Origin of the sequence: Streptomyces sp. NBC_00873 (genome assembly GCF_045207415.1) — a bacterium.
In the GTDB taxonomy this organism is placed as follows: Bacteria; Actinomycetota; Actinomycetes; order Streptomycetales; family Streptomycetaceae; genus Streptomyces.
Genome location: NZ_CP108803.1, coordinates 2,892,506 through 2,918,253, shown reverse-complemented (window position 1 = coordinate 2,918,253; position 25,748 = coordinate 2,892,506). Strand labels below are relative to the sequence as shown.

At 70.1% G+C, this 25,748-nt stretch carries 18 protein-coding genes and 1 pseudogene; 15 read left to right on the top strand and 4 right to left on the bottom strand.

Going from position 1 to position 25,748, the window contains the following annotated elements:
* Positions 1-105 precede the first annotated feature (105 nt).
* Positions 106-3,972 carry an AAA family ATPase gene (locus OH809_RS13000; protein WP_406515108.1) on the top strand — a complete coding sequence of 1,289 codons (3,867 nt, stop codon included), beginning with the start codon at positions 106-108 and terminating at the stop codon, positions 3,970-3,972.
* 207 nt (positions 3,973-4,179) lie between these two features.
* On the top strand, positions 4,180-5,598 hold the full coding sequence (locus OH809_RS12995; protein ID WP_406422241.1) for a sugar porter family MFS transporter: 1,419 nt from the start codon (positions 4,180-4,182) through the stop codon (positions 5,596-5,598).
* Between the two features lie 252 nt (positions 5,599-5,850).
* Here OH809_RS12995 and OH809_RS12990 read toward each other — a convergent pair whose 3' ends face one another.
* Both OH809_RS12990 and OH809_RS12985 read right to left on the bottom strand, forming a co-directional pair.
* The gene (locus tag OH809_RS12990; protein ID WP_406422242.1) at positions 5,851-6,987 is read right to left on the bottom strand and encodes an LLM class flavin-dependent oxidoreductase; all 1,137 of its coding nucleotides are present in this window, start codon (positions 6,985-6,987) and stop codon (positions 5,851-5,853) included.
* Positions 6,988-7,045: 58 nt separating this feature from the next.
* A pseudogene (locus tag OH809_RS12985) lies at positions 7,046-7,478 on the bottom strand (cytosine permease); the annotation flags it as partial.
* 247 nt (positions 7,479-7,725) lie between these two features.
* Between OH809_RS12985 and ftsY the strand changes: the two are divergent.
* A complete protein-coding gene (gene ftsY / locus OH809_RS12980) occupies positions 7,726-8,937 on the top strand; it encodes a signal recognition particle-docking protein FtsY (RefSeq protein WP_406422243.1) in 1,212 nt (403 codons plus the stop codon).
* 159 nt (positions 8,938-9,096) lie between these two features.
* Here ftsY and OH809_RS12975 read toward each other — a convergent pair whose 3' ends face one another.
* Complete coding sequence (locus tag OH809_RS12975) at positions 9,097-9,744, bottom strand: bifunctional DNA primase/polymerase (protein WP_406422244.1); 648 nt, start codon at positions 9,742-9,744, stop codon at positions 9,097-9,099.
* Between the two features lie 425 nt (positions 9,745-10,169).
* Between OH809_RS12975 and OH809_RS12970 the strand changes: the two genes are divergently transcribed.
* The 6 genes from OH809_RS12970 (at position 10,170) to ftsH (ending at position 20,068) form a co-directional block, all read left to right on the top strand.
* Positions 10,170-11,645, top strand: coding sequence for a hypothetical protein (locus OH809_RS12970; protein WP_406515107.1), 1,476 nt, complete (start codon positions 10,170-10,172; stop codon positions 11,643-11,645).
* A gap of 356 nt (positions 11,646-12,001) precedes the next feature.
* On the top strand, positions 12,002-13,357 hold the full coding sequence (locus OH809_RS12965; protein WP_406422246.1) for an ammonium transporter: 1,356 nt from the start codon (positions 12,002-12,004) through the stop codon (positions 13,355-13,357).
* Positions 13,354-13,692 (top strand): P-II family nitrogen regulator, encoded by a 339-nt coding sequence (locus tag OH809_RS12960; RefSeq protein WP_406422247.1) that lies wholly within the window; start codon positions 13,354-13,356, stop codon positions 13,690-13,692. Before OH809_RS12965 ends, OH809_RS12960 begins: the two co-directional genes overlap by 4 nt.
* Before the next feature lie 31 nt (positions 13,693-13,723).
* Entirely contained in the window at positions 13,724-16,177 is a 2,454-nt protein-coding gene (locus OH809_RS12955; RefSeq protein ID WP_406515106.1) for a [protein-PII] uridylyltransferase, read from the top strand.
* 235 nt (positions 16,178-16,412) lie between these two features.
* The gene (gene ffh, locus OH809_RS12950; protein WP_406422249.1) at positions 16,413-17,963 is read left to right on the top strand and encodes a signal recognition particle protein; all 1,551 of its coding nucleotides are present in this window, start codon (positions 16,413-16,415) and stop codon (positions 17,961-17,963) included.
* Positions 17,964-18,154: 191 nt separating this feature from the next.
* Positions 18,155-20,068 carry an ATP-dependent zinc metalloprotease FtsH gene (ftsH, locus tag OH809_RS12945; RefSeq protein ID WP_406422250.1) on the top strand — a complete coding sequence of 638 codons (1,914 nt, stop codon included), beginning with the start codon at positions 18,155-18,157 and terminating at the stop codon, positions 20,066-20,068.
* Positions 20,069-20,095: 27 nt separating this feature from the next.
* Here the strand turns inward: ftsH and OH809_RS12940 are convergent, their stop codons facing one another.
* Positions 20,096-20,965 carry a methyltransferase domain-containing protein gene (locus OH809_RS12940; RefSeq protein WP_406422251.1) on the bottom strand — a complete coding sequence of 290 codons (870 nt, stop codon included), beginning with the start codon at positions 20,963-20,965 and terminating at the stop codon, positions 20,096-20,098.
* Positions 20,966-21,193: 228 nt separating this feature from the next.
* Between OH809_RS12940 and proS the strand changes: the two genes are divergently transcribed.
* The 6 genes from proS (at position 21,194) to trmD (ending at position 25,742) form a co-directional block, all read left to right on the top strand.
* On the top strand, positions 21,194-22,609 hold the full coding sequence (gene proS, locus OH809_RS12935) for a proline--tRNA ligase (protein ID WP_406422252.1): 1,416 nt from the start codon (positions 21,194-21,196) through the stop codon (positions 22,607-22,609).
* A 226-nt stretch (positions 22,610-22,835) separates the two neighbouring features.
* A complete protein-coding gene (locus OH809_RS12930; protein ID WP_406515105.1) occupies positions 22,836-23,429 on the top strand; it encodes a hypothetical protein in 594 nt (197 codons plus the stop codon).
* A gap of 157 nt (positions 23,430-23,586) precedes the next feature.
* A complete protein-coding gene (rpsP, locus tag OH809_RS12925; RefSeq protein ID WP_037689851.1) occupies positions 23,587-24,030 on the top strand; it encodes a 30S ribosomal protein S16 in 444 nt (147 codons plus the stop codon).
* A gap of 2 nt (positions 24,031-24,032) precedes the next feature.
* Positions 24,033-24,272, top strand: coding sequence for an RNA-binding protein (locus OH809_RS12920; RefSeq protein WP_005311361.1), 240 nt, complete (start codon positions 24,033-24,035; stop codon positions 24,270-24,272).
* Between the two features lie 79 nt (positions 24,273-24,351).
* Positions 24,352-24,921 (top strand): ribosome maturation factor RimM, encoded by a 570-nt coding sequence (rimM, locus tag OH809_RS12915; RefSeq protein ID WP_406422253.1) that lies wholly within the window; start codon positions 24,352-24,354, stop codon positions 24,919-24,921.
* Positions 24,921-25,742: a tRNA (guanosine(37)-N1)-methyltransferase TrmD gene (gene trmD / locus OH809_RS12910; RefSeq protein WP_406422254.1), complete on the top strand. Its 822-nt coding sequence runs from the start codon at positions 24,921-24,923 to the stop codon at positions 25,740-25,742. Before rimM ends, trmD begins: the two co-directional genes overlap by 1 nt.
* The last annotated feature ends 6 nt before the right edge of the window (positions 25,743-25,748 follow it).

Below are 25,748 nucleotides of genomic sequence, written 5' to 3'. Positions count from 1 at the left end.
CCGACTGCGACAGACCCGCCCCGGACGTACACCTCTTCCCTTACGGTCTGATGTGCCCTGCACCTTCATCAGCGAAACCGAGAGCGAAAGGTAGAGTCCGGCGGCGTGCATCTCAAGGCCCTGACCCTGCGTGGTTTCAAGTCGTTCGCCTCCGCCACGACCCTGCGGTTCGAACCGGGGATCACCTGCGTCGTCGGTCCCAACGGTTCCGGCAAATCCAATGTGGTGGATGCGCTCTCCTGGGTCATGGGTGAGCAAGGAGCCAAATCCCTGCGCGGCGGCAAGATGGAGGACGTGATCTTCGCCGGCACCACCGGGCGGCCGCCGCTCGGACGCGCCGAGGTGTCGCTGACCATTGACAATTCCGACGGTGCGCTGCCTATCGAGTACGCCGAAGTGACGATCACGCGGATCATGTTCCGCAACGGCGGCAGCGAATACCAGATCAATGGCGACACCTGCCGGCTCCTCGACATCCAGGAACTTCTCTCCGACTCCGGTATCGGCCGGGAGATGCACGTCATCGTCGGACAGGGCCAGCTGGACTCCGTACTCCATGCCGATCCGATGGGGCGCCGCGCATTCATCGAAGAAGCCGCTGGAGTGCTCAAGCACCGCAAGCGGAAAGAGAAGGCGCTGCGGAAGCTGGACGCGATGGGAGCCAATCTGGCCCGTGTCCAGGACCTCACGGACGAACTGCGGCGGCAGTTGAAGCCGTTGGGCCGGCAGGCGGCCGTCGCCCGGCGGGCCGCCGTCATCCAGGCCGATCTGCGCGACGCGAGGCTGCGGCTGCTCGCCGACGACCTGGTGCGGCTGCACGACGCGCTGCGCAGCGAGATCGCCGACGAAGCGGCGCTGAAGCAGCGTCGGGAGGCGGCGGAGGCGGAGCTGAAGGCGGCCCTGACGCGTGAGGCGGAGCTTGAGGACGAGGTACGACGGCTGACGCCGCGCCTCGCGCGGGCCCAGCAGACCTGGTACGAGCTGTCGCAGCTCGCCGAGCGCGTACGCGGCACGATCTCGTTGGCTGACGCCCGGGTGAAGAGCGCCACCGCCGCGCCCGAGGAGGAGCGGCGCGGTACGGGATTCAGGGACCCGGAAAGCATGGAGCGCGAGGCCGCCCGGATCCGGGAGCAGGAGGCGGAGCTGGAGGCCGCGCTGGCGGCGGCGGAACACGCGCTGGAGGACACCGCTGCCCACCGGGCCGAGCTGGAGCGGGAGTTGGCGGCCGAGGAGCGCAGGCTCAAGGGCGCGGCCCGCGCCATCGCCGACCGGCGCGAAGGGCTCGCCCGGCTGACCGGGCAGGTCAACGCGGCGCGCAGCCGGGCCGGTTCGGCGCAGGCGGAGATCGACCGGCTGGCCGCCTCGCGTGACGAGGCGCAGGAGCGGGCGGTCAGGGCGCAGGAGGAGTACGAGCAGCTCAAGGCCGAGGTGGAGGGGCTGGACGCGGGTGACGCGGAGCTGGGTGAGCGCCACGACGCCGCCAAGCGGGAGCTCGTCGAGGCGGAGTCGGCCCTCTCCGCGGCCCGGGAGGCCGCCACCGGCTCGGAACGGAAGCGGGCGGCGGTCGCGGCCCGGCACGACGCCCTGGCCCTGGGCCTGCGCCGCAAGGACGGCACGGGCGCGCTGCTCGCCTCGCGCGACAGCCTGTCGGGCCTGCTCGGCCCGGCCGCGGAACTGCTGACGGTGGCTCCGGGCCACGAGGTTGCGGTCGCGGCGGCACTGGGCGCGGCGGCGGACGCGGTGGCGGTGACGGACCCGGCTACGGCAGCGAACGCCATCCGGCTGCTGCGCAAGCAGGACGCGGGGCGGGCGGCGTTGCTGTTGGGGGGTGCGAGCGCGGATGCGGGTGCGGGGCCGGAGGCTGATATGGGGCAGGTGCCCGTCCAGGGCGGGGCCGCGACGCAGCAGGCACCCGGGCAGGGTTGGGCGCCCGCCGCGGCCGGGGACGTCCCGGGCCGGACCGCCGAGTCCGGTGCGGGGCACGTAGCAGGACAGGCTGCCGGGCAGGACCGGGCGGCCCACACCGGTGCGGCGCACGCGCCCGGCCACCACGCCGGCCACGTACCCGCGCCGGGTCCGGCCCGCTCTTCCGCGCCCGACGACCCGCCCCACGGCTTTGCCGGCCGCCCCGAGGCACTCGGTCACGTGCTCCGCGCCGCTGCCCCGGACGCCCCGCCCGCAGTCGCCGATCTTGTCCGCGGACCCGCTGAGCTGATGCCTGCCGTGCGCCGGCTCGTGGGTGGCATGGTCGTCGTCCCCACCCTGGAGGACGCCGAGGATCTGGTTGACGCGCACCCCGAGCTGACCGCCGTGACCGGTGAAGGAGACGTCCTCGGGGCGCACTTCGCGCACGGCGGTTCCGCCGGGGCGCCCAGCCTGCTCGAAGTGCAGGCCTCCGTCGACGAGGCCGCCGCCGAACTGGCGGACCTCGCCGTCCGGTGCACCGAGCTGGCCGAGGCCCAGCGGCTCGCGGGGGAGCGACGCAGTGCCTGCGCCGCGCTCGGCGAGGAGCTGGGGGAGCGGCGCAGGGCCGCCGAGCGGGAGAAGTCAGGGGTGGCCCAGCAGCTCGGCCGGCTCGCCGGGCAGGCCCGCGGAGCCGTGGGCGAGGCCGAGCGGTCGGCCGCCTCCGCCGCCCGCGCCCAGGACGCCCTGGAGCGGGCGACCGAGGAGGCCGAGGAACTGGCCGAACGGCTGCTCGTCGCAGAGGAGATGCCGGTCGAGGAGGAGCCGGACAACTCCGTGCGCGACCGGCTCGCCGCCGACGGTGCCAATGCCCGCCAGACCGAGATGGAGGCCCGACTCCAGGTCCGTACCCACGAGGAACGGGTCAAGGGACTCGCCGGGCGTGCGGACTCCCTCGACCGCGGTGCCCGCGCCGAACGCGAGGCCCGTGCCCGTGCCGAGCGGCGTCGCGCCCGGCTGCGCCACGAGGCCGCGGTGGCCTCGGCCGTCGCCTCCGGTGCCCGTCAGCTCCTCGCCCATGTCGAGGTGTCCGTCGAACGGGCCGGGCAGGAGCGGGCCGCCGCCGAGGCGGCGAAGGCGGAGCGCGAGCAGGAACTGATCGTCGAGCGTGGCCACGGACGTGAGCTCAAGGGCGAGCTGGACAAGCTGACCGACTCCGTCCACCGTGGTGAGGTGCTCGGCGCCGAGAAGCGGCTGCGGATAGAGCAGCTGGAGGCGAAGGCCCTTGAGGAGCTGGGCGTGGAGCCGGCCGGGCTGGCCGCCGAATACGGCCCCGACCAGCTGGTGCCTCCGTTGCCGGCCGCGGAGGGTGAGGAGCTGCCGGAGGACCCGGAGCACCCGCGCAACCAGCCGAAGCCGTTCGTCAGGGCGGAGCAGGAGAAGCGGCTGAAATCCGCCGAACGGGCGTATCAGCAACTCGGGAAGGTGAATCCGCTCGCCCTTGAGGAGTTCTCGGCACTGGAGGAGCGGCACAAGTTCCTCTCCGAGCAGCTCGAAGACCTGAAGAAGACCCGGGCCGATCTGATGCAGGTCATCAAGGAGGTCGACGAGCGGGTCGAGCAGGTGTTCACGGAGGCGTACCGGGACACGGCCCGTGAGTTCGAGGGCGTCTTCTCACGGCTCTTCCCGGGCGGTGAGGGGCGGCTCATCCTGACCGATCCGGACAACATGCTGGCGACCGGGGTCGATGTCGAGGCGCGCCCGCCGGGCAAGAAGGTCAAGCGGCTCTCCCTGCTCTCGGGCGGCGAGAGGTCTCTGACAGCTGTGGCGTTGCTGGTCTCGATCTTCAAGGCCCGGCCGAGTCCGTTCTATGTGATGGACGAGGTCGAGGCGGCGCTCGACGACACCAATCTGCAGCGGCTGATCCGGATCATGGAGGAGCTCCAGGAGAGCTCGCAGCTCATCGTGATCACGCATCAGAAGCGGACGATGGAGGTCGCGGACGCGCTGTACGGCGTCTCGATGCAGGGTGACGGGGTCTCCAAGGTCATCAGCCAGCGGCTCCGCTGAGGCTTTACTAAATCTTCAAGCCTTCAACGCACCTTTTGGGTGGTCCTGGGTAGATGTCGGCTCGTATTCGACGTTTGACTTCGAAACTTGAACACATAATCTCTGAAGCGTCGTTTTTAACTTCAAGTGGTGGCGCCTGTGGAGGTATGCGCCACTTGGAGGAGTTCCCCCCACGCCTGACGACGCGGCCAGGCAACAGGAGTTCATGTGACCAGCACATCGCAGACACCGGGATCCGGAGCCCGCGCGGCCCATCCGGAACACCTCGGCCACGTCATCTTCATTACGGCAGCCGCTGCGATGGGCGGTTTCCTCTTCGGCTACGACAGCGCCGTGATCAACGGCGCCGTCGAGGCGATCCGGGACCGCTACGCCATCGGCTCCGGAACGCTGGCCCAGGTGATCGCCATCGCCCTGATCGGCTGCGCCATCGGCGCCGCCACAGCGGGCCGTATCGCCGACCGGATCGGCCGCATCCGCTGCATGCGGATCGCCTCGGTACTCTTCACCATCAGCGCGATCGGCTCCGCGCTCCCGTTCGCCCTCTGGGACCTGGCCTTCTGGCGGATCATCGGCGGCTTCGCCATCGGCATGGCCTCGGTCATCGGCCCGGCCTATATCGCCGAGGTCTCGCCGGCCGCCTACCGTGGCCGGCTCGGCTCCTTCCAGCAGGCCGCGATCGTCATCGGCATCGCCATCTCGCAGCTGGTGAACTTCGGCATTCTGCAGCTCGCCGACGGCAAGCAGCGCGGAACGATCGGCGGCCTCGAGGCCTGGCAGTGGATGCTCGGCGTCATGGTCGTTCCGGCGCTCCTCTACGGCCTGCTGTCGTTCGCGATCCCCGAGTCGCCGCGCTACCTGATCTCCGTCGGCAAGAACGAGCGGGCCAAGAAGATCCTCTCCGAGGTCGAGGGCAAGGAAGTCGACCTCGACGCCCGCGTGGCCGAGATCCAAACAGCCATGCACCGCGAGCACAAGTCCACCTTCAAGGACCTGCTCGGCAGCCGCTTCGGCTTCCTGCCGATCGTCTGGGTCGGAATCGGTCTCTCGGTGTTCCAGCAACTCGTCGGCATCAACGTGGCGTTCTACTACTCGGCGACGCTGTGGCAGTCCGTCGGTATCGACCCGACCACCTCGTTCTTCTGGTCGTTCACCACATCGATCGTCAACATCATCGGTACGGTGATCGCGATGGTCCTGGTCGACCGAGTGGGCCGCAAACCGCTCGCGCTCGCCGGTTCCACCGGCATGGCGATCGCACTGGCCTGTGAGGCCTGGGCCTTCTCCGCCGAGCTGGTCAACGGCAAACTCCCCACCACCCAGGGCGTTGTCGCCCTCATCGCGGCCCACGTCTTCGTGCTCTTCTTCGCCCTCTCATGGGGTGTGGTGGTCTGGGTCTTCCTCGGCGAGATGTTCCCGAACAAGATCCGCGCCGCCGCGCTCGGTGTCGCCGCGTCCGCCCAGTGGATCGCCAACTGGGCGATCACCGCGAGCTTCCCGAGCCTGGCCGACTGGAACCTGTCGGGCACCTACATCATCTACGCATGCTTCGCCGTGCTCTCGATCCCCTTCGTGCTCAAGTTCGTGAAGGAGACCAAGGGCAAGGCGTTGGAGGAGATGGGCTAATCCCCGCTGCCCCTCTCCTCGACGCGTCCCCGGCCCGCGGGCCGGGGACGCGCGTCCGTCCCTGCGTACGTCAGCCGGCGATCGCCCCGCAGAACAGCCGCAGGCTGCGCCACCGTTCCTGGGCGGTGAGCAGGAGTGAGTCCTGTCTCACCGGCACGCCCCGAACGGTCTTGGGCGCACTGGTCCTCCGCTTTCGCGTCCCGGTCGGCGACGCATATCCCGTATGCGCTCCGTCCCGGGCGGGCGGAATTCCTACGACCTGGCCATGTGGGTGTGGCCAGAGGCGACGGGGAGGCCCCGAACCATCTCGCTGGTGATACGGGGGCCCCGACTGCTGACGCCACACCCGGCGTCCCAGATCGCACCGAATACGTTACGCACACCCCGCCGGGCATACCCGCAGCTCGTCACACCGTTCACCCAATCGTATCCACGTTCGCCAAAACGATGTGCTTGCCCAGCAGTTGTGAACCCCTCCCCGACCGGCATTCCGCCGCACAACGGATGCAGCACCAGACTGTCGGCGTCCAGCGCGGCCAGCTGCTCCGGGGTGACGATCCGGTAGACCCCTTCGTCCCGCAGCTCCGCCACCGTCGTGGCCGCCGAGCGCACGGCTGACCGGATGTCCTTCGACTGCCAGGAGGCGTAGGTCCGCGCCTCGTGCAGGAAGTGCTCGCCGTACCGGTCCCATGTCCGCTCCGGATCCTCCGACACGTGCAGCAACGGCGTCTTCGCCGCCGGCATCATGCAGAAGCCCTCCGTCCCGTGCTCCGCGCGCCGCTCGTGGTAGTACGCCTCGAGTTCCGGCAGATGAGCGCTGGGGAAGAACGGCAGCCCCAGCCGGGCCGCCCGCCGCGCCGCCGCCCGCGAACTGCCACCGACCAGCAGCAGCGGATGCGGCCGGGTGTACGGGCGCGGGGTGACCCGGACGATACGGCCGCGGTACGGGAACGGCTCACCGGTCCACGCCTGCAACAGGGCCTCCAGCAGCTCGTCCTGGAGCCGGCCGCGCCTGCCCCATTCGACGCCCGCCTGTTCGCACTCCTCGGGCCGGTAGCCGATGCCCGCGACCGTGACCAGCCGGCCCGCGCTCAGCAGGTCGAGGACCGCGATGTCCTCTGCCAGCCGCAGCGGATCGTGCAACGGCCCGATGACCGCCGAGACCGTGACCGCGATCCGGCGGGTGGCGCCGAATACCGACCCGGCGAAGACGAAGGGAGAGGGCAGCCAGGAATTGGCGGCGCCGTGGTGCTCCTCGGTCTGCACGGTGTCCACGCCGTGCGCGTCTGCGTACGCGGCCATCTCGAGCGCCGCACGGTATCGGTCCGACAAGGACGCGGGGGTGGCATCGGGATCGACGAGATTGAACCGGACCACTGTGAAGGCCATGACGCGTGTCCCCTTCGCCGGGCGGGCTTGGCGAGGCGGGACAGTAGCTGACATGGCGTCAGAAGTGTAGGGGTGTGTCGTCCTGCCCGGTGGGCCGCGGCAGCAGTGCGTACAGCCCCCCCGGAGGGGGCGATCGTGGCGGCCCAGCCCGGACCGTTGCGGCCGATCCAGATGGCGGCGAGCGGGCCGGAGAACCATGTCACGCCCGTGAACAGCAGCCCCGCCGTCAGCCCCGCACCCCACGCCGCGACAGTGGGCACGGCGAAGCCGCCCGTGTACCAGTAGGCGTCTGCGGGGCAGGTGTCCAGCAGCGCCGCCGCATCGTACGTACGTCCCCGCACCTGATCCACTCCGAATACGCCGATCCACGCCGAGAACGTCACGGCGAGCAAGGCCGGAAAGGAGATGAACGAATCCAGGAAACTCGTCGCCACGATCATCAGCAGCCCCCCCCCCAGAAGGAGACTGATCGCGGCATTCACGCCGACCGCCGGCTGAATCCGCAGACGAGGTACGCCGACCAGGTGCAGCACAGCCGCAGCGCGCCTACGCCGAGCCAGGCGGAGGAGGGTGCGGACCCGGCCGGTGCGCTCGCTGTCGGGGACAGGTTCCAGGCCGCGGGTCTCCACGAGCAGGATCGTATCCTTACCGCCAAAAGGGCCATAACGACCTGCCGGATCCCGGAGTGGTCCTCCGGGGCCGCCACCCGGTGGGCATGTGACTGATACTGGGTGGGTTATGGAATTCGTCATCCTTGCTGTAGTCATCGCCGCCCTGGTCGTGGCCGGCCTGATCAGCGGGCTCGTGGTCAGCGGCCGCAAGAAGAAGCAGCTGCCCCCGGCACCGTCGAGCACGCCGACCCTCACTCCCGCCGAACCCCATGTCGGCGAGGAAGCCGAGCCACCGCGCGAGGAACCGCGCCGCACCATCGAGGAGGCCGGTCCCCCCGGCGTCGAGGCTCCCGCCGAGGAAGCCCCGGCAGTCGCCGAGCCGGCGGCGCCCGCAGTCCCCGCGCTGGAGATTCCGGAGCCCACCGCGGGCCGTCTCGTACGGCTGCGCGCCCGGCTCGCCCGCTCGCAGAGCACCCTCGGCAAGGGACTGCTCACGCTCCTGTCCCGCGACAACCTCGACGAGGACACCTGGGAGGAGATCGAGGACACCCTCCTCACCGCGGATGTCGGCGTCGCCCCCACCCAGGAGCTGGTGGAGCGGCTCCGCGAGCGCGTCCGTGTCCTCGGTACCCGTACCCCCGAGGGGCTGCGGACCCTGCTGCGCGAGGAGCTCCTCACCCTGCTCGGCACCGACTTCGACCGTGCGGTCAAGACGGAGAGCGGCGTCGACACGCCCGGCGTCGTGATGGTCGTCGGCGTCAACGGCACCGGCAAGACCACCACCACGGGCAAGCTGGCCCGGGTCCTCGTCGCCGACGGCCGCAGCGTCGTGCTCGGCGCGGCCGACACCTTCCGCGCCGCCGCCACCGAACAGCTCCAGACGTGGGGCGAGCGTGTCGGCGCCCGCACCGTGCGCGGACCCGAGGGCGGCGACCCGGCGTCGGTCGCCTTCGAGGCGGTGAAGGAAGGCATCGCCGAGGGGGCCGATGTCGTCCTCATCGACACCGCCGGCCGGCTGCACACCAAGACCGGGCTCATGGACGAGCTCGGCAAGGTCAAACGCGTCGTCGAGAAGCACGGCCCGCTCGACGAGATCCTGCTTGTCCTCGACGCCACGACCGGACAGAACGGCCTGGTTCAGGCACGGGTGTTCGCCGAGGTCGTCGACATCACCGGCATCGTCCTCACCAAGTTGGACGGCACCGCCAAGGGCGGCATCGTCATCGCCGTCCAGCGCGAACTGGGCGTACCGGTGAAGCTCGTGGGTCTCGGCGAGGGACCGGACGACCTGGCTCCCTTCGAGCCGGAGGCGTTCGTCGACGCACTGATCGGCGACTGACGGGCCGATTGCGGCTCCTCCGCCCCCGAACGCCGGGCGGGCTCGACAGCGAGCCCGCCCGGCGTCGTCGTTCCCGCCAGGAGCTGCCAGGGCTTTTGGCCGACGCGGCGAGCGGGCGTGCTGGGCGGTGCGACGGGGCGAAGCTTGTCGGGAGGGGCACTACGAGCGATGGCAGATGTACGCCAGGGTGCCCAGCAGCAGCCGCGCCTGCGGCGGCGTGGCCGTCGTGTCCAGGACCGGCGGACGTAGCCAGCGGACCGGCCCGAGACCGCCCTCGTCCGACGGCGGTGCGGTGATGTGGCAGCCGTGCCCCAGCGCCCGCAGATCCAGATCCGCGTCGTCCCAGCCCATCCGGTACAGCAGCTGCGGAAGTTCGGCGGTGGCGCCCGGCGCAACGAAGAACTGCGTCCTCCCGGACGGCGTCACGGCCACCGGGCCCAGCGGCAGCCCCATCCGCTCCAGCCGCACCAGCGCCCGCCGCCCGGCCTGTTCGGCGACGTCGAGCACGTCGAACGTGCGCCCCACCGGCAGCAGCATCGAAGCGCCTGGCACCTCCGCCCATGCGCGTGCCGCCGTGTCCAGCGTGGCGCCCGCCGGCACCTCGTCCGCGAACTCCAGCGGATGAGCGCCGGGGGAGAGGCAGGCGGCGTCCCCGCAGGAGCACCTCCCGGCCGAGGCCCGCGCCCCCGGCGCGACGGCCCAGCCCCACAGTCCTGTGTACTCGGCCACCGCGGTGCACTCGGCCGCACGGCCTCGACGCCGTGAGCCGGATCGCATCTCCCGGATGCCGCCGATCGTGAAGCCCATGCCCCCTCCAACGGGTCCGGCTCGCCGGTGGTTACGACGCGGAATACGGTTGTGACACTCCGTCGCCTCGTCGATCCGGCAGCGCCCGGATGGTGCCCGGAGTCGTGCGACACGAGCCACGCGCCCCTGCGCGCATCACTGCGTCGGCTGCTGATCGTCGTCTGTCAAGTGAATCGCGCCGGACGGCAGGCGCGTTCATTCGAAGGGGTGGCGAATGGTGGCGTTTCTGTGAATGCCGTCGCAGGCGCGGTGATCGTGGGATTACCGTCGGTACGCGAACCGTGGAAGTGTGTGCGCCTGTGGGTATGCCGGAGGCATCCCGATTTCTTGTTCGATGGGTGTGCAACCTCCGTACGGACGGCTTCGGCTCACGGCATTCTGATAGTGGTTCGCGCGACAGTATCCAGCAGGATGGGGGCGTTCCAGTGAGTGGCAGCGGCGCAGGCGATTCGAATGCCGGTAAGCGCCCCAACGGGCAATTGGGATCATGGTTCGTGCGCAGTGGCTGGTCGAAGGGCGAGCTGGCGCGGCAGGTGAACCGCAGGGCGCGCCAGATGGGTGCCCACCACATCAGCACCGACACCTCCCGGGTGCGGCGCTGGCTCGACGGCGAGCAGCCGCGCGAACCGATCCCGCGCATCCTCTCCGAGCTCTTCTCCGAGCGCTTCGGCACCGTCGTCACCGTCGAGGACATCGGGCTGCGCTCCGCCCATCAGTCACCGTCGGTGTCCGGCGTCGACCTGCCCTGGGCGGGCCCGCAGACCGTCGCCCTGCTCAGCGAGTTCTCCCGCAGTGACCTGATGCTCGCCCGCCGCGGCTTCCTCGGCACCTCGCTCGTCCTCGCCGCGGGCCCGGCCCTCATCGAACCCATGCAGCGCTGGCTGGTGCCGGTCGCCGCCGCGGCACCCGCGGCGCCCGAGTCGCAGTCCGCCGCCCGGCGCCCCTCCCGGCTCTCAGGCCCCGAGCTCGACCTGCTGGAATCCACCACAGTGATGTTCCGCCGGTGGGACGCGCAGTGCGGCGGCGGACTGCGACGCAAGGCCGTCGTGGGCCAGCTTCACGAGGTGACCGACCTGTTGCAGGAACCACAGCCCGCGGCCACCGCCAAGCGGCTCTTCCGGTGTGCGGCCGAACTCGCCGAACTGGCGGGCTGGATGAGTTACGACGTCGGTCTCCAGCCCACGGCCCAGAAGTACTTCGTCCTCGCGCTGCACGCCGCGAAGGAGGCGGGCGACAAACCGCTGGGCAGTTATGTCCTGTCCAGCATGAGCCGCCAGATGATCCACCTCGGACGGCCCGACGACGCCCTCGAACTCATCCATCTCGCCCAGTACGGCAGCCGGGACTGCGCCACCCCGCGCACCCAGGCCATGCTGTATGCGATGGAGGCCCGCGCGTATGCCAACATGGGCCAGCCCAGCAAGTGCAAGCGAGCCGTCCGAATGGCCGAGGACACCTTCCTCGACGCCAGGATCGACGGCGAGCCGGAGCCCGACTGGATCCGCTTCTTCTCCGAGGCCGAACTCAACGGCGAGAACTCCCACTCGTACCGTGACCTCGCCTATGTGGCCGGACGCAGCCCCACGTACGCCTCGCTCGCCGAGCCGATCATGGAGAAGGCCGTCGAGCTCTTCGGTGAGGACGACGAGCACCAGCGGTCGTACGCGCTGAACCTGATCGGCCTCGCCACCGTGCATCTCCTCAAGCGCGAGCCCGAACAGTCCACGGTGCTCGCCGAGCGGGCCCTGCGGGTCGCCAAGAAGGTCCGCTCCGAGCGCGTCAGCACCCGGCTGCGCAAGACCGTCGACACCGCTGCCAGGGACTTCGGCGAGATTCCCGCGGTTGCCGAACTCACCGATCTCCTCACCGAGCAGCTGCCCGAGACCGCCGAAGCGGCCTGACCGGGCACCCCCTCACTCCGGCCACGACGACCACCCTGCACAGACCGACTTCGGCTCCCCCTTGCCAGGTCAGCGGGTGATCGGCGTGGCCGGTTCGCGTTCCCGTTCCCGTACTCCAGAGTTGTCACCACACCGTATGCGGCCACGGCCGCAGGGTAGGCCCGGCCCCGGATACGCCACTCGCGGTTCATGGGGACGTAACACGCCACACCTCTTCGTCACTGCGGCGAAACACCGTGCGGCATCGGCGGAAACCGCGCTGGGCGAATCTCATGGCGCATAACCGGCCCGCACCTTTTCCACCGTGGTCCCCACGTTTCGCCCCACGCGGCCGCACCGACGACGAGGAGACGCCGATGCCCCCAGGCATCACGACGCTTGCCGCAGACGCCCCGACGCTGTCTGCCGCCAACACAGGATTCATGCTCATCTGCTCGGCCCTGGTGATGATCATGACCCCGGCCCTGGCCTTCTTCTACGGAGGCATGGTCCGCGTCAAGAGCACCCTCAACATGCTGATGATGAGCTTCATCAGCCTCGGGATCGTCACGATCCTGTGGGTGCTCTACGGATTCAGCCTCGCCTTCGGCACCGACATCGGCTCGTTCATCGGCTGGAGCTCGGACTTCGCCGGCCTGAGCGGGATCGGCATCACACAGCTCTGGGACGGCCACAGCATCCCGATCTATGTGTTCGCCGTCTTCCAGCTGATGTTCGCCATCATCACTCCGGCCCTGATCAGTGGCGCTCTCGCCGACCGCGTCAAGTTCACCTCCTGGTCCCTGTTCATCGCCCTGTGGGTGACCGTCGTCTACTTCCCGGTCGCGCACTGGGTCTGGGGCGCCGGCGGCTGGCTCTACGAGCTCGGCGTCATCGACTTCGCCGGTGGTACGGCCGTCCACATCAACGCCGGTGCGGCAGCCCTCGGCGTGATCCTCGTCATCGGCAAGCGCGTCGGCTTCAAGAAGGACCCGATGCGGCCGCACAGCCTGCCGCTCGTCATGCTCGGCGCGGGTCTGCTGTGGTTCGGCTGGTTCGGCTTCAACGCCGGCTCGTGGCTCGGCAACGACGACGGCGTCGGCGCGGTCATGTTCGTCAACACGCAGGTCGCCACCGCCGCCGCGATGCTCGCGTGGCTCGGCTACGAGAAGATCCGCCACGGCTCCTTCACCACCCTCGGCGCCGCCTCCGGCGCGGTCGCCGGACTCGTCGCCATCACCCCGTCCGGCGGTGCGGTCAGCCCGCTCGGCGCCATCGCCGTCGGTGCGATCGCCGGTGTCCTCTGCGCCATGGCGGTCGGCCTCAAGTACAAGTTCGGCTACGACGACTCCTTGGACGTCGTCGGCGTCCACCTCGTCGGCGGTGTCGCGGGCTCGCTCCTCGTCGGCTTCTTCGCCACCGGCGGTGTCCAGTCCGACGCCAAGGGCCTCTTCTACGGCGGTGGCTTCGACCAGCTCGGCAAGCAGGCCGTCGGAGTCTTCGCGGTCCTCGCGTACTCTCTGGTCGTCTCCGCGGTCCTCGCCTTCCTCCTCGACAAGACGATCGGCATGCGGGTCGACGAGGACGACGAGATCTCCGGCATCGACCAGGTCGAACACGCCGAGACCGCGTACGACTTCAGCGGCGCCGGCGGCGGTGCGGCCCCGCGTACGGCCTCCACACCGGCACCGGAGACCACGGCAGCAGCGCAGACCAAGAAGGTGGACGCATGAAGCTCATCACGGCAGTCGTGAAGCCGCACCGGCTCGACGAGATCAAGGAGGCCCTCCAGGCCTTCGGCATCCAGGGCCTCACGGTCACGGAGGCCAGCGGATACGGGCGCCAGCGCGGCCACACCGAGGTCTACCGGGGCGCCGAGTACACCGTCGACCTCGTCCCCAAGATCCGTATCGAGGTCCTCGTCGAGGACGAGGACGCCGAACACCTCATCGATGTCGTGGTCAAGGCCGCCCGAACCGGCAAGATCGGAGACGGCAAGGTCTGGAGCGTTCCCGTCGAGACAGCCGTACGGGTCCGCACCGGCGAACGCGGCCCGGACGCACTCTGACCGACGGCCTCGCAAACTGAAAGGCAGCTGGGTGACGAGCACCGAAGTGACCACCGAATCCGAAGACTCGGGACCCAGCGGCTACGCGGCGGCCCGGCTGCGCCTCCTCCAGGAGAAGGCGCAGCCCGGGCCGCCGCTCCGTGCGGCCCTCGCCTCACTCACCGACGACTGGCTGACCGCCCTGTTCACCACCGCCGCCGAACAGACCGGCGTCCGCGGCGCCGCCCTCGTCGCCGTCGGCGGCTACGGCCGCGGCGAACTCTCCCCGCGCAGCGACCTCGACCTCGTGCTCCTGCACGACGGCAGCGCCGACGCCGGAGCCATCGCCTCCCTCGCCGACCGCATCTGGTACCCCGTCTGGGACCTCGGCCTCGCCCTCGACCACTCCGTACGGACCCCCGGCGAAGCTCGGAAGACGGCTGCCGACGACCTCAAGGTGCAGCTCGGACTGCTCGACGCCCGGCCCGTCGGCGGAGACCTCGGCCTGGTCGCCGCGATGCGCACCACGATCCTCGCCGACTGGCGGAACCAGGCTCCCAAACGGCTTCCCGCCCTCGACGAACTCTGCCGCGAACGCGCCGAGCGCCAGGGCGAGCTCCAGTTCCTCCTCGAGCCCGACCTGAAAGAGGCCCGCGGCGGCCTGCGCGACGCCACCGCCCTGCGCGCGGTTGCCGCCTCCTGGGTCGCCGACGCCCCCCGCGAAGGCCTCGCCGAGGCCCGCCGCATCCTCCTCGACGCCCGCGACGTCCTGCACCTGACCACGGGCCGCGCCACCGACCGCCTCGCCCTCCAGGAACAGGACCAGGTCGCCACCGCCCTCGGCCTCCTCGACGCCGACGCACTGCTGCGCCAGGTGTACGAGGCCGCGCGCACCGTCTCGTACGCCACCGACGTCACCTGGCGCGAGGTCAACCGCGTCCTGCGCGCCCGGTCCGTACGCCCCCGGCTGCGCGCCATGCTGGGCGGCGGCAAGACCGCCGCCGAACGCACTCCGCTCGCCGAAGGCGTCGTCGAGGCCGACGGCGAGGTGGTCCTCGCCCGCACCGCCCGCCCCGAACACGACGCCGTGCTCGTCCTGCGCGCCGCCGCCGCGGCCGCCCAGTCCGAACTGCCGATTTCCCGCCACGTCGTGCGCCGCCTCGCCGCAGCCGCCCGCCCGCTGCCCGTGCCCTGGCCCGCCGAGGCCCGTGAGGAACTCGTCACCCTGCTCGGCGCGGGCGAGGCCACCATCCCCGTCTGGGAGGCCCTCGAAGCGGAAGGGCTGGTCACCCGGCTGCTGCCCGACTGGGAACGCGTCCACTGCCGCCCGCAGCGCAACCCCGTCCACACCTGGACCGTCGACCGTCACCTCGTCGAAGCGGCTGTCCGCGCCTCCTCGCTCACCCGCCGCGTCGGCCGCCCCGACCTCCTGCTCGTCGCCGCCCTGCTCCACGACATCGGCAAGGGCTGGCCAGGCGACCACTCCGTCGCCGGGGAGGTCATCGCCCGCGACGTCGCCGCCCGGATCGGCTTCGACCAGCACGACGTGGGCGTCATCGCCACCCTCGTACGCCATCATCTGCTGCTCGTCGAGACCGCCACCCGCCGCGACCTCGACGACCCGGCCACCGTCCGCTCCGTCGCCACCGCCGTCGGCAGCGGATCCACGCTGGAACTCCTGCACGCCCTCACCGAGGCCGACGCGCTCGCCACCGGACCCGCCGCCTGGTCCACCTGGCGCGCCTCCCTCGTTGCCGACCTCGTCACACGCGTCGCCGCGGTCCTCGCCGGCGAGGCAACCGCCGATCCGGAACCCGTCGCACCCGGTGCCGAACAGGAACGGCTGGCCATCGAGGCGCTGCGCACCGGCGAACCCGTCCTCGCCCTGCACGCCCAGGCCGAGACCCCGGACGAGGACGGCGAACCGGAGCCCATCGGTGTCGAACTCCTCATCGCCCTCCCCGACCGTCCGGGCGTCCTGCCCGCCGCCGCCGGAGTCCTCGCCCTGCACCGTCTGACCGTCCGCGCGGCCGACCTGCGTGCCGTCGAACTCCCCACCGAGCTCGGCGAGTGCGCCGACGTGCTGCTGCTCAGCTGGCGGGTGGCGGCGGAGTACGGCTCCCTGCCGCAGGCAGCCCGGCTCCGCGCCGATCTCGTACGCGCCCTGGACGGTTCCCTCGACATCCCGGCCCGCCTCGCCGAACGCGAAGCCACCTACCCGAGGCGCCGCGGGGTGAAGGCACCACCACCGCGGGTGACGGTCGCGGCGGCGGGCTCAAGGCTGGCGACCGTGATCGAGGTACGCGCCCAGGACGCCCCCGGGCTGCTGCACCGGATCGGGCGGGCGCTGGAACAGAGCGCGGTACGGGTGCGCAGCGCCCACGTGTCGACACTCGGCGCGAACGCGGTTGATGCCTTCTACGTCACGGATACGGACGGGGAGCCGCTGCCCGAGGAGACCGCAGCCGCGGTGGCGAAGGTGGTGGAGGCCACCTTGCGGGAGTGACCTGCGACAGGCCCGATCGTTGGATAAGCAGCTGATCCCTGACTCTACGGGGATGTCCCACCCGCCCAGCAGGTCGTAAGGATCGTCAAGGGCTGCTCCCCGCCCATGCGGGGATCCATGTGACATGGCTCCTGTCCGGCTTAATTCCCCCGGGCAGGAGCCATCGTTTCTTCCGAGCCGGATACCCTGGGGTACCGAATCCATTTACCCCCGACCCTGAGGACCGACGAGCGCCGTGTTCGATACTCTCTCCGACCGCCTTGCCGCGACTTTCAAGAACCTCAGGGGCAAGGGCCGCTTGTCCGAGGCGGACATCGACGCCACGGCCCGCGAGATCCGTATCGCGCTGCTCGAGGCCGATGTCGCGCTGCCCGTCGTGCGCGCTTTCATCGCCAACGTCAAGGAGCGGGCGCGCGGCGTCGAGGTCTCCCAGGCGCTGAACCCCGCCCAGCAGGTCGTCAAGATCGTCAACGAGGAGCTTGTCGGCATCCTCGGTGGCGAGACCCGGCGGCTGCGGTTCGCCAAGAACCCGCCCACCGTGATCATGCTCGCGGGTCTGCAGGGTGCCGGTAAGACCACCCTCGCCGGAAAGCTCGGCCTCTGGCTCCAGGGCCAGGGCCACTCCCCGCTGCTTGTCGCCTGTGACCTCCAGCGCCCCAACGCCGTCAACCAGCTGAGCGTCGTCGCCGACCGCGCCGGTGTGGCGGTCTACGCCCCGCAGCCGGGCAACGGCGTCGGTGACCCGGTCCAGGTCGCCAAGGACTCCATCGAGCACGCCCGCTCCAAGCAGTACGACGTGGTCATCGTCGACACCGCCGGCCGCCTCGGTATCGACGAGGAGCTGATGCAGCAGGCCGCGGACATCCGCGATGCCGTCAGCCCCGACGAGATCCTCTTCGTCGTCGACGCGATGATCGGCCAGGACGCGGTCAACACCGCCGAGGCCTTCCGCGACGGTGTCGGCTTCGACGGCGTGGTGCTCTCCAAGCTCGACGGTGACGCTCGCGGTGGTGCGGCCCTGTCGATCGCCCACGTCACGGGCAAGCAGGTCATGTTCGCGTCGAACGGTGAGAAGCTCGAGGACTTCGACGCCTTCCACCCCGACCGCATGGCGTCCCGCATCCTCGACATGGGTGACCTGCTCACCCTGATCGAGCAGGCGGAGAAGACCTTCAGCCAGGAAGAGGCCGCCAAAATGGCCTCCAAGCTGGCGTCCAGCAAGGGCAAGGACTTCACACTCGACGACTTCCTGGCCCAGATGGAGCAGGTCAGGAAGATGGGCTCCATCTCCAAGCTGCTCGGCATGCTGCCCGGCATGGGGCAGATCAAGGACCAGATCAACAACATCGACGAGCGCGACGTGGACCGTACCGCCGCGATCATCAAGTCGATGACGCCGCACGAGCGCCAGGAACCGACGATCATCAACGGCTCGCGCCGGGCCCGTATCGCCAAGGGCTCCGGTGTCGAGGTGTCCGCCGTGAAGAACCTGGTGGAGCGGTTCTTCGATGCGCGCAAGATGATGTCGAAGATGGCGCAGGGCGGCGGCATGCCCGGCATGCCGGGCATGCCCGGCATGGGTGGCGGCGCGGGTCGGCAGAAGAAGCAGGTCAAGCAGGCCAAGGGCAAGCGCAAGAGCGGCAACCCGATGAAGCGGAAGGCCGAGGAGCAGGCCGCGGCCGCCCGTCGCGAGCAGGCGGCGGCGCAGGGTGGCGCGTTCGGTCTTCCGGCGCAGGAGGACCAGAACTTCGAGCTTCCCGACGCGTTCAAGAAGTTCACGGGCTGACACCCGACGCCCTCAGGGGCACACGGGTAAGGGGCATTCGCCATGGGCGGGTGCCCCTTACCCGTGCCACCCGGCTGCGCGCCCATATTCCGTCGGCGTCCCTCCACGGGCCCAGTGGACCGCTCCTCCGGGGGCTTTGATCGTATTTCTCCTTTAATGTCGGCTCAACGGCTGTCGGCAGAGGAGCGCGCGTGACCAATCCCGTACCGCCACGCGATCGGACCGACCAGCCGTGGCGCTCCGAAGGTGCCCCACCGCCCACGCCGCCGGGCCGGAAGATGCCGGGCGGCTGGGGCCGACTGCTGCTGACCGCGCTGGCCGTCTACCTGATCGCCAACCTGGTGCTGTCCTTCTTCAACGGCAGGAACGGGCCGACCATCGCGTACACGGAGTTCAGCAAGCAGGTCACGGCGGGCAACGTCTCCAAGATCTACTCCAAGGGCGATGCCATCCAGGGGCAGCTCAAGAAGGAGGCGAAGGTCCCCGGCACCGACAACACGTACACGAAGTTCGTCACCCAGCGGCCCGCGTTCGCCGACGACAACCTCTGGGCCGAGCTGGTCAAGGAGGATGTCACCGTCACCGCCGAGCCGGTAGTCAAGCAACGCAGTTTCCTCGCCAACCTGCTGATCTCGCTGGCGCCGATGCTGGTGCTCGTCCTGCTCTGGGTGTTCATCGCCCGGCGGATGTCCCGGGGTATGGGCGGCGGGATGGGCGGCTTCGGCCGCAAGGCCCCGCCCAAACCGGTCGAACTGGAGGCGGGCAAGCGCACCACCTTCGAGGATGTGGCCGGCATCGACGAGGTCGAGGGCGAACTCAACGACGTCGTCGACTTCCTGAAGAACCCGCAGCAGTACCGGAGGATGGGCGCCCGGATGCCCGGGGGAGTGCTGCTCGCGGGTCCGCCCGGCACCGGCAAGACGCTCCTGGCGCGGGCCGTCGCCGGCGAGGCGGGCGTGCCGTTCTTCTCCGCCTCCGCCTCCGAGTTCATCGAGATGATCGTCGGCGTCGGTGCCGGCCGGGTACGGGAACTGTTCGCGGAGGCCCGCAAGGTCGCCCCCGCCATCGTCTTCATCGACGAGATCGACACCATCGGCCGGGCCCGCGGCGGCGGCTCCGGCATGGGCGGCCATGACGAGCGCGAACAGACGCTGAACCAGATCCTCACCGAGATGGACGGCTTCTCCGGATCGGAAGGCGTCGTCGTCCTCGCCGCGACCAACCGCGCCGACGTCCTCGACCCCGCCCTCACCCGGCCAGGCCGCTTCGACCGCATCGTCCAGGTGAGCCCTCCCGACCGGACCGGCCGGGAGGCCATCCTGAAGATCCACACCCGGCAGATCCCGCTCTCCGATGACGTGAGTCTCGCCCAGGTGGCGCGGACGACCCCCGGCATGACCGGTGCCGACCTCGCCAACCTCGCCAACGAAGCCGCGCTTCTCGCCGTCAAGCGCAAGCAGTCCGAGGTCAGCCAGACCGACCTGTCGGAAGCCCTGGAGAAGGTCCAGCTCGGAGCCGAACGACCGCTCGTCATGCCGGTGGAGGAGCGGCGCAGGACCGCGTACCACGAGAGCGGCCACGCCCTGCTCGGCATGGTCCAGCCGGGCGCCGACCCCGTGCGCAAGGTGACCATCGTTCCGCGCGGCCGGGCCCTCGGCGTCACTCTCTCGACGCCGGACGCCGACAAGTACGCGTACACCGAGCAGTATCTGCGCGGCCGCATCATCGGCGCCCTCGGCGGCATGGCCGCGGAACAGCTGGTCTACGAAGTGGTCACCACGGGCTCGGAGAGTGACCTGGAACAGGTCACCAATCTGGCGCGCGGAATGGTCGGACGCTGGGGGATGAGCAGCAAGGTCGGCAGGCTGACGGCGATCCCCGGAGACGTCCAGCAGGCGTACGGACTCTCGGCGGCGCCGGCCACGCTGGACGCCGTGGACGACGAGATGCGGCGCATCGTCGACGAGTGCTACGTCGAGGCGCAGCGGCTGCTGCGCGAGCACCGGGAGAAGCTGGACGCGCTGGCGTCGGCGCTGCTGCAGAACGAGACGCTGGACGAGGAGGCGGCCTACCGGGCGGCCGGCATCCCGCGCCTGGCCAAGTAGGACCGCCCCACCGCGTTCGCACCTGCTTCAGGAGGTGCAGACGAGATAGCGGAAGACATTCGGCATCCACACCGTGCCGTCCTGGCGCCGATGCGCGTGGAGTGCCTCCGCGACCTCCTTCTCCACCTGGGAGCGGTCCGTCGCCCGCACCGCCGCATCGAACAGCCGCGTCGACAGCAGCCCGCGCACCGCACTGTCCAGGTCCGCGTAGCCGAACGGGCACGCCACCCGCCCCGAGCCGTTCGGATTCAGTCCGGCCCGGAACGCCACGTCCTCCAGATCGTCCCTGCGCGCCGGGCGCCAGCCGCCCGCGCGGGGCGCCCGCGCCCCGTCGGTGAGCCGGGCCGCCACCCGGAGCACCGCCGCGGTCGCGCACCGCTCGGGGGGACCCCAGCCGGTCAGCACCACCGAGCTGCCCCGGGCGAGCAGCGCCACGGCGGACTCCAGGGAGGGCAGCAGCCCTTCGGAGTCGCCCGCCGAGCAGCCGATCGGGGTGAACACGGTGAGCAGGTTGTACGGGACACCGTCGGCCGGTGCGGCGGCGGACGGATCACCGGCGAAGAGCTGGGGCAGCCCGGCCGGGGCCGGATCGGGACCGCCGTCCCACGCCGCTTCCGGCAGCAGCCGTTCGCGGGCCAGGTCAACGCGTTCACGGTCGGTGTCGACGCCGGTGACGCGCGCCCCGCGGGCGGCCGCGATCAGCAGCGCGAGCCCGGAGCCGCAGCCGAGGGAGAGCATCCGCGTACCGGCTCCGACTTCGAGCCGGTCGTACACCGCTTCGTACAGCGGCGCGAGCATCCGCTCCTGGATCTCGGCCCAGTCACGAGCATGGGTTCCGGGGTCCACCGGGGCGGACGGATTCGTCTGCCGGTGCTGCCGGACGAGCGTTGGTGTCATGGAAAGCGCCCCAATCCGCCGAGAGGTAGGTCGTTCCCGAGTGATGGACGGCCCCCGTGTGTGCGTGCCCGCACTCCCCCCGTATGTCAGAGAACTGCGCATCCGCGGCCGCGTCCAGAGGGGGGAGGGCAATGGTTGTGCGCCTCGGTGGTGCGCCCCCGCAGACAGTCGGCCGTGACCGGTCCCGTCACTCCGTGGGAAAGGCGATGTCGCCGTACGATGCGCGCCATGGCAAAGGCACCCGTTCTCACACCCCAGGCCGAGGACTTTCCCCGCTGGTACCAGGATCTGATCAATAAGGCCGAACTCGCGGACAACGGCCCGGTGCGCGGCACCATGGTCATCCGACCGTACGGATACGGCCTGTGGGAGCGGATGCAGCAGGAGATGGATACCCGCATCAAACACGCGGGCGCCCAGAACGCCTACTTCCCGCTCTTCATCCCCCAGTCTTACCTGACCCGCGAGGCCGAGCACGTCGAGGGCTTCGCACCCGAGCTGGCCATCGTCACCCACGGCGGCGGGAAGGACCTCGAAGAGCCCGTGGTGGTGCGGCCGACGTCCGAAACGATCATCAATGAGTACTTCTCGAAATGGGTGCAGAGCTACCGGGATCTGCCCCTGCTGATCAACCAGTGGGCGAACGTAGTCCGCTGGGAGATGCGCCCGCGGGTCTTTCTCCGTACGACCGAATTCCTCTGGCAGGAGGGCCACACGGCCCACGCGACCTACGAGGACGCCCGCGACTACGCCGCGTACATCCACCGGGACGTCTATGCGGACTTCATGACCCAGGTCCTCGGCATCGATGTGGTGCTCGGCCGCAAGCCCCCGAGCGAACGGTTCGCGGGCGCCATCAACACCCTCACGCTCGAATCGATGATGGGCGACGGCAAGGCCCTGCAAATGGGTACGAGCCATGAGCTCGGCACCAATTTCGCCAAGGCGTTCCACACCGAGTACCTGTCCCGGGAGGGCAGGCAGGAGCTGGTCTGGCAGACCTCCTGGGGCACCTCGACCCGGATGGTCGGCGGCCTGATCATGTCCCACGGTGACGACCGGGGGCTCCGCGTCCCGCCGCGGCTCGCCGCCGTGCAGGTGGTCGTCCTCGCGATCAAGGAGGACGACGCGGTGCTGACCGCGGTCCGCGAGATCGGCGACCGGCTGCGGGAGGCCGGGATCAGGGTCCAGATCGACGACCGCACCGACACCCCGTTCGGCCGCCGCGCGGTCGACTGGGAGCTGAAGGGGGTGCCCGTACGGATCGAGATCGGTCCGCGCGACCTGGAGAACGGCACCGCGATGCTGGCCCGCCGCATCCCCGGCGGGAAGGAGCCGGTCGCGATCGAGGCACTGCCGGCCCTGCTCCCGGCGGTCCTGGAGGAGGACCAGGCGACGCTGTTGCGCGAGTCCCGGGCCCGCCGCGAGTCCCGCACCAGCGAGGTGTCCACCGTCGACGAGGCCGCGGAGGCGGCGGCCGCGGGCGGCTGGGCGCGTATTGCGTGGGACGTCCTCGGCCCGGCGGGGGAGGCGCAGCTCGCGGAGCACGGGGCGTCGGTACGGTGTCTGGTGGCCGAGGACGGGTCGGTGCCGGAGTCGGACGACGCCCCGGGTACTGTCGCCGTCGTGGCCCGGGCCTACTGACGCCCCGGGGCTCGCGGAACCGTCGGAACCCCGGCGCGGAGGCACTGTCTACGCACCGGGGCGTATCCGCCACTACGCACCACCTTGGTGTGAGCTGTGAGAGTTATCCACAGATCTGCGCACCCGCCCTCGTCGGGGTGCATCAACGGCAACTGACTGGTACGTGCAAATTATTTGGGATGCCCCGGAATAGGAACACCAGGGCACTCGCGCTCGTTGTCACGACGTGAGCACGACACCACCTGTACTTGCCGCAGAGCTGGCACAGGCGTGGGCCGACATTCAGCGGTACCACCCCGAGCTGCCCGATCTTGCCGCGCCAGAGTCCCTGATCGGAGAGTCCTCGTCCGCCTGTGGCGCCGAGCTCTCCTTCGAGCGACTGCTGCATGAGGCAGTCCATGGAATCGCCGCCGCACGAGGTGTCCGCGACACCTCTCGCGCCGGCCGCTACCACAACCGCAGATTCCTCGCGATCGCCGAGGAGCTGGGCCTCGACCATGCCGAGGAGCCCCACCCCAGCAGTGGCTTCTCGCTGGTCACGCTCAATCCCGAGGCGAAGCGCAGGTACCGCCCGACGATCGAGCGGCTGCAGCGCGCCCTCAAGGCGCACACGATCGCCACCGCCGCCGACACCAAGCGCTCCTTCCGTGGGCCCGCCGCCCGGCACGGCTCCTCCGGCGGAGGCGTGCGGGTCAAGGCCGTCTGCGACTGCGGACGCAACGTCCGGGTCGTTCCCTCGGTCCTTGCCCAGGCGCCGATCGTCTGCGGTGGCTGCGGGAAGCCGTTCCGTATCCCGGAAGCAGCGGTCGCGGTGGGGTGACCCGAGGTGGTGTGGCACAATGGCAAGCTGTACTCGACAGTCGCACAGGACCCCTCTCTCCTCCGGCTGACGCGTCCATCGGGCACCCGAGTACCGCAACCCCACGTGGCATCTTCGTTGTGCCCAACCACGTCATAGACCAGGAGACACCACTTCCGTGGCAGTCAAGATCAAGCTGAAGCGTCTGGGCAAGATCCGTTCGCCTCACTACCGCATCGTCGTCGCCGACTCCCGTACCCGCCGTGACGGCCGGGCCATCGAGGAGATCGGCCTGTACCACCCGGTGCAGAACCCCTCGCGCATCGAGGTCAACTCGGAGCGTGCGCAGTACTGGCTGTCTGTCGGCGCCCAGCCGACCGAGCCGGTTCTCGCGATCCTGAAGCTCACCGGTGACTGGCAGGCCCACAAGGGTCTCCCGGCCCCCGCGCCGCTGCTGCAGCCGGAGCCCAAGGCCGACAAGCGCGCCCTGTTCGAGGCCCTGGCCAAGGACACCGGCGAGGAGTCCAAGGGCGAGGCCATCACGCAGAAGGCGAAGAAGTCCGACAAGAAGGCTGACGAGGCTGCTGACGCTGCCGCGCCGGCCGAGTCGACCGAGGCCTGAGCATGCTCGAGGAGGCTCTCGAGCACCTCGTGAAAGGCATCGTCGACAACCCTGACGATGTGCAGGTCGCCTCGCGCAACCTGCGCCGTGGTCGTGTGCTGGAGGTCCGGGTTCACCCCGATGACCTCGGCAAGGTGATCGGCCGCAACGGCCGCACCGCACGCGCACTGCGAACTGTCGTGGGCGCCATCGGCGGCCGTGGCATCCGTGTCGACCTCGTCGACGTGGACCAGGTTCGCTGACAGAGTTGAACACCGGCACGGGCCGGGGAGGGCCATGCGCCCGCCCCGGCCCGTCGTCGTATGACAGGAGAGACACAAGGTGCAGCTGGTAGTTGCGCGGATCGGCCGCGCCCACGGCATCAAGGGCGAGGTCACCGTCGAGGTACGCACGGACGAGCCGGAACTCAGGCTCGGCCCCGGGGCCGTACTCACCACCGACCCGGCCGCGAACGGACCGCTGACGATCGAGACCGGCCGGGTGCACAGTGGCAGGCTGCTGCTGCGTTTCGAGGGCGTACGGGACCGTACGGCGGCCGAGGCACTCCGGAACACCCTACTGATCGCCGACGTCGACCCGGCGGAACTTCCGGAGGACCCCGAGGAGTTCTACGACCACCAGCTCATCGACCTTGATGTGGTCCTCGCCGACGGCACCGGGATCGGCCGGATCACCGAGATCTCGCACCTGCCGTCCCAGGACCTCTTCATCGTGGAGCGCCCGGACGGCAGCGAGGTGATGATCCCGTTCGTCGAGGAGATCGTCACCGAGATCGATCTGGAGGAGCAGCGCGCGGTCATCACCCCGCCGCCCGGTCTGATCGACGACAGCCAGGCCGTGGTCGCCTCCGCGCGGGACGACGAGGTCGTCGAACAGGAGAACGAAGCCTGATGAGGCTCGACGTCGTCACGATCTTCCCCGAGTATCTGGAACCGCTGAACGTCTCGCTCGTCGGCAAGGCCCGCGCCCGCGGCCGCCTCGATGTGCACGTGCACGATCTGCGGGACTGGACGTACGACCGGCACAACACGGTCGACGACACCCCGTACGGCGGCGGTCCCGGCATGGTCATGAAGACCGGGCCGTGGGGCGACGCCCTGGACGAGGCGCTGGCGGACGGGTACGAGGCGGGGGCGCACTCCCCGGTGCTCGTGGTGCCCACGCCCAGCGGCCGCCCGTTCACCCAGAAGCTCGCCGTGGAGCTCTCCGAGCAACCATGGCTGATCTTCACCCCGGCCCGCTACGAGGGCATCGACCGCCGGGTGATGGACGAGTACGCCACCCGGATGCCGGTCGTCGAGGTCTCCATCGGCGACTACGTGCTGGCCGGCGGGGAAGCCGCTGTACTTGTGATCACGGAGGCGGTGGCCCGGCTGCTGCCCGGCGTGCTCGGCAACGCCGAGTCGCACCGCGACGACTCCTTCGCCCCCGGCGCCATGGCCGATTTGCTGGAGGGCCCGGTCTTCACCAAGCCCCCCGAGTGGCGCGGCCGGGGCATTCCGGACGTCCTGCTCAGCGGTCATCACGGGAAGATCGCGCGCTGGCGGCGGGACGAGGCGTTCCGCCGCACCGCGCTCAACCGCCCCGATCTGATCGAGCGCTGCGAGGCGAGCGCCTTCGACAAGAAGGACCGTGAGATCCTCTCCATCCTCGGCTGGTCCCCGGAGCCCGGTGGCCGATTTTGGCGCAGGCCCGAAGCCGTGGAAGAATGAGCCGCT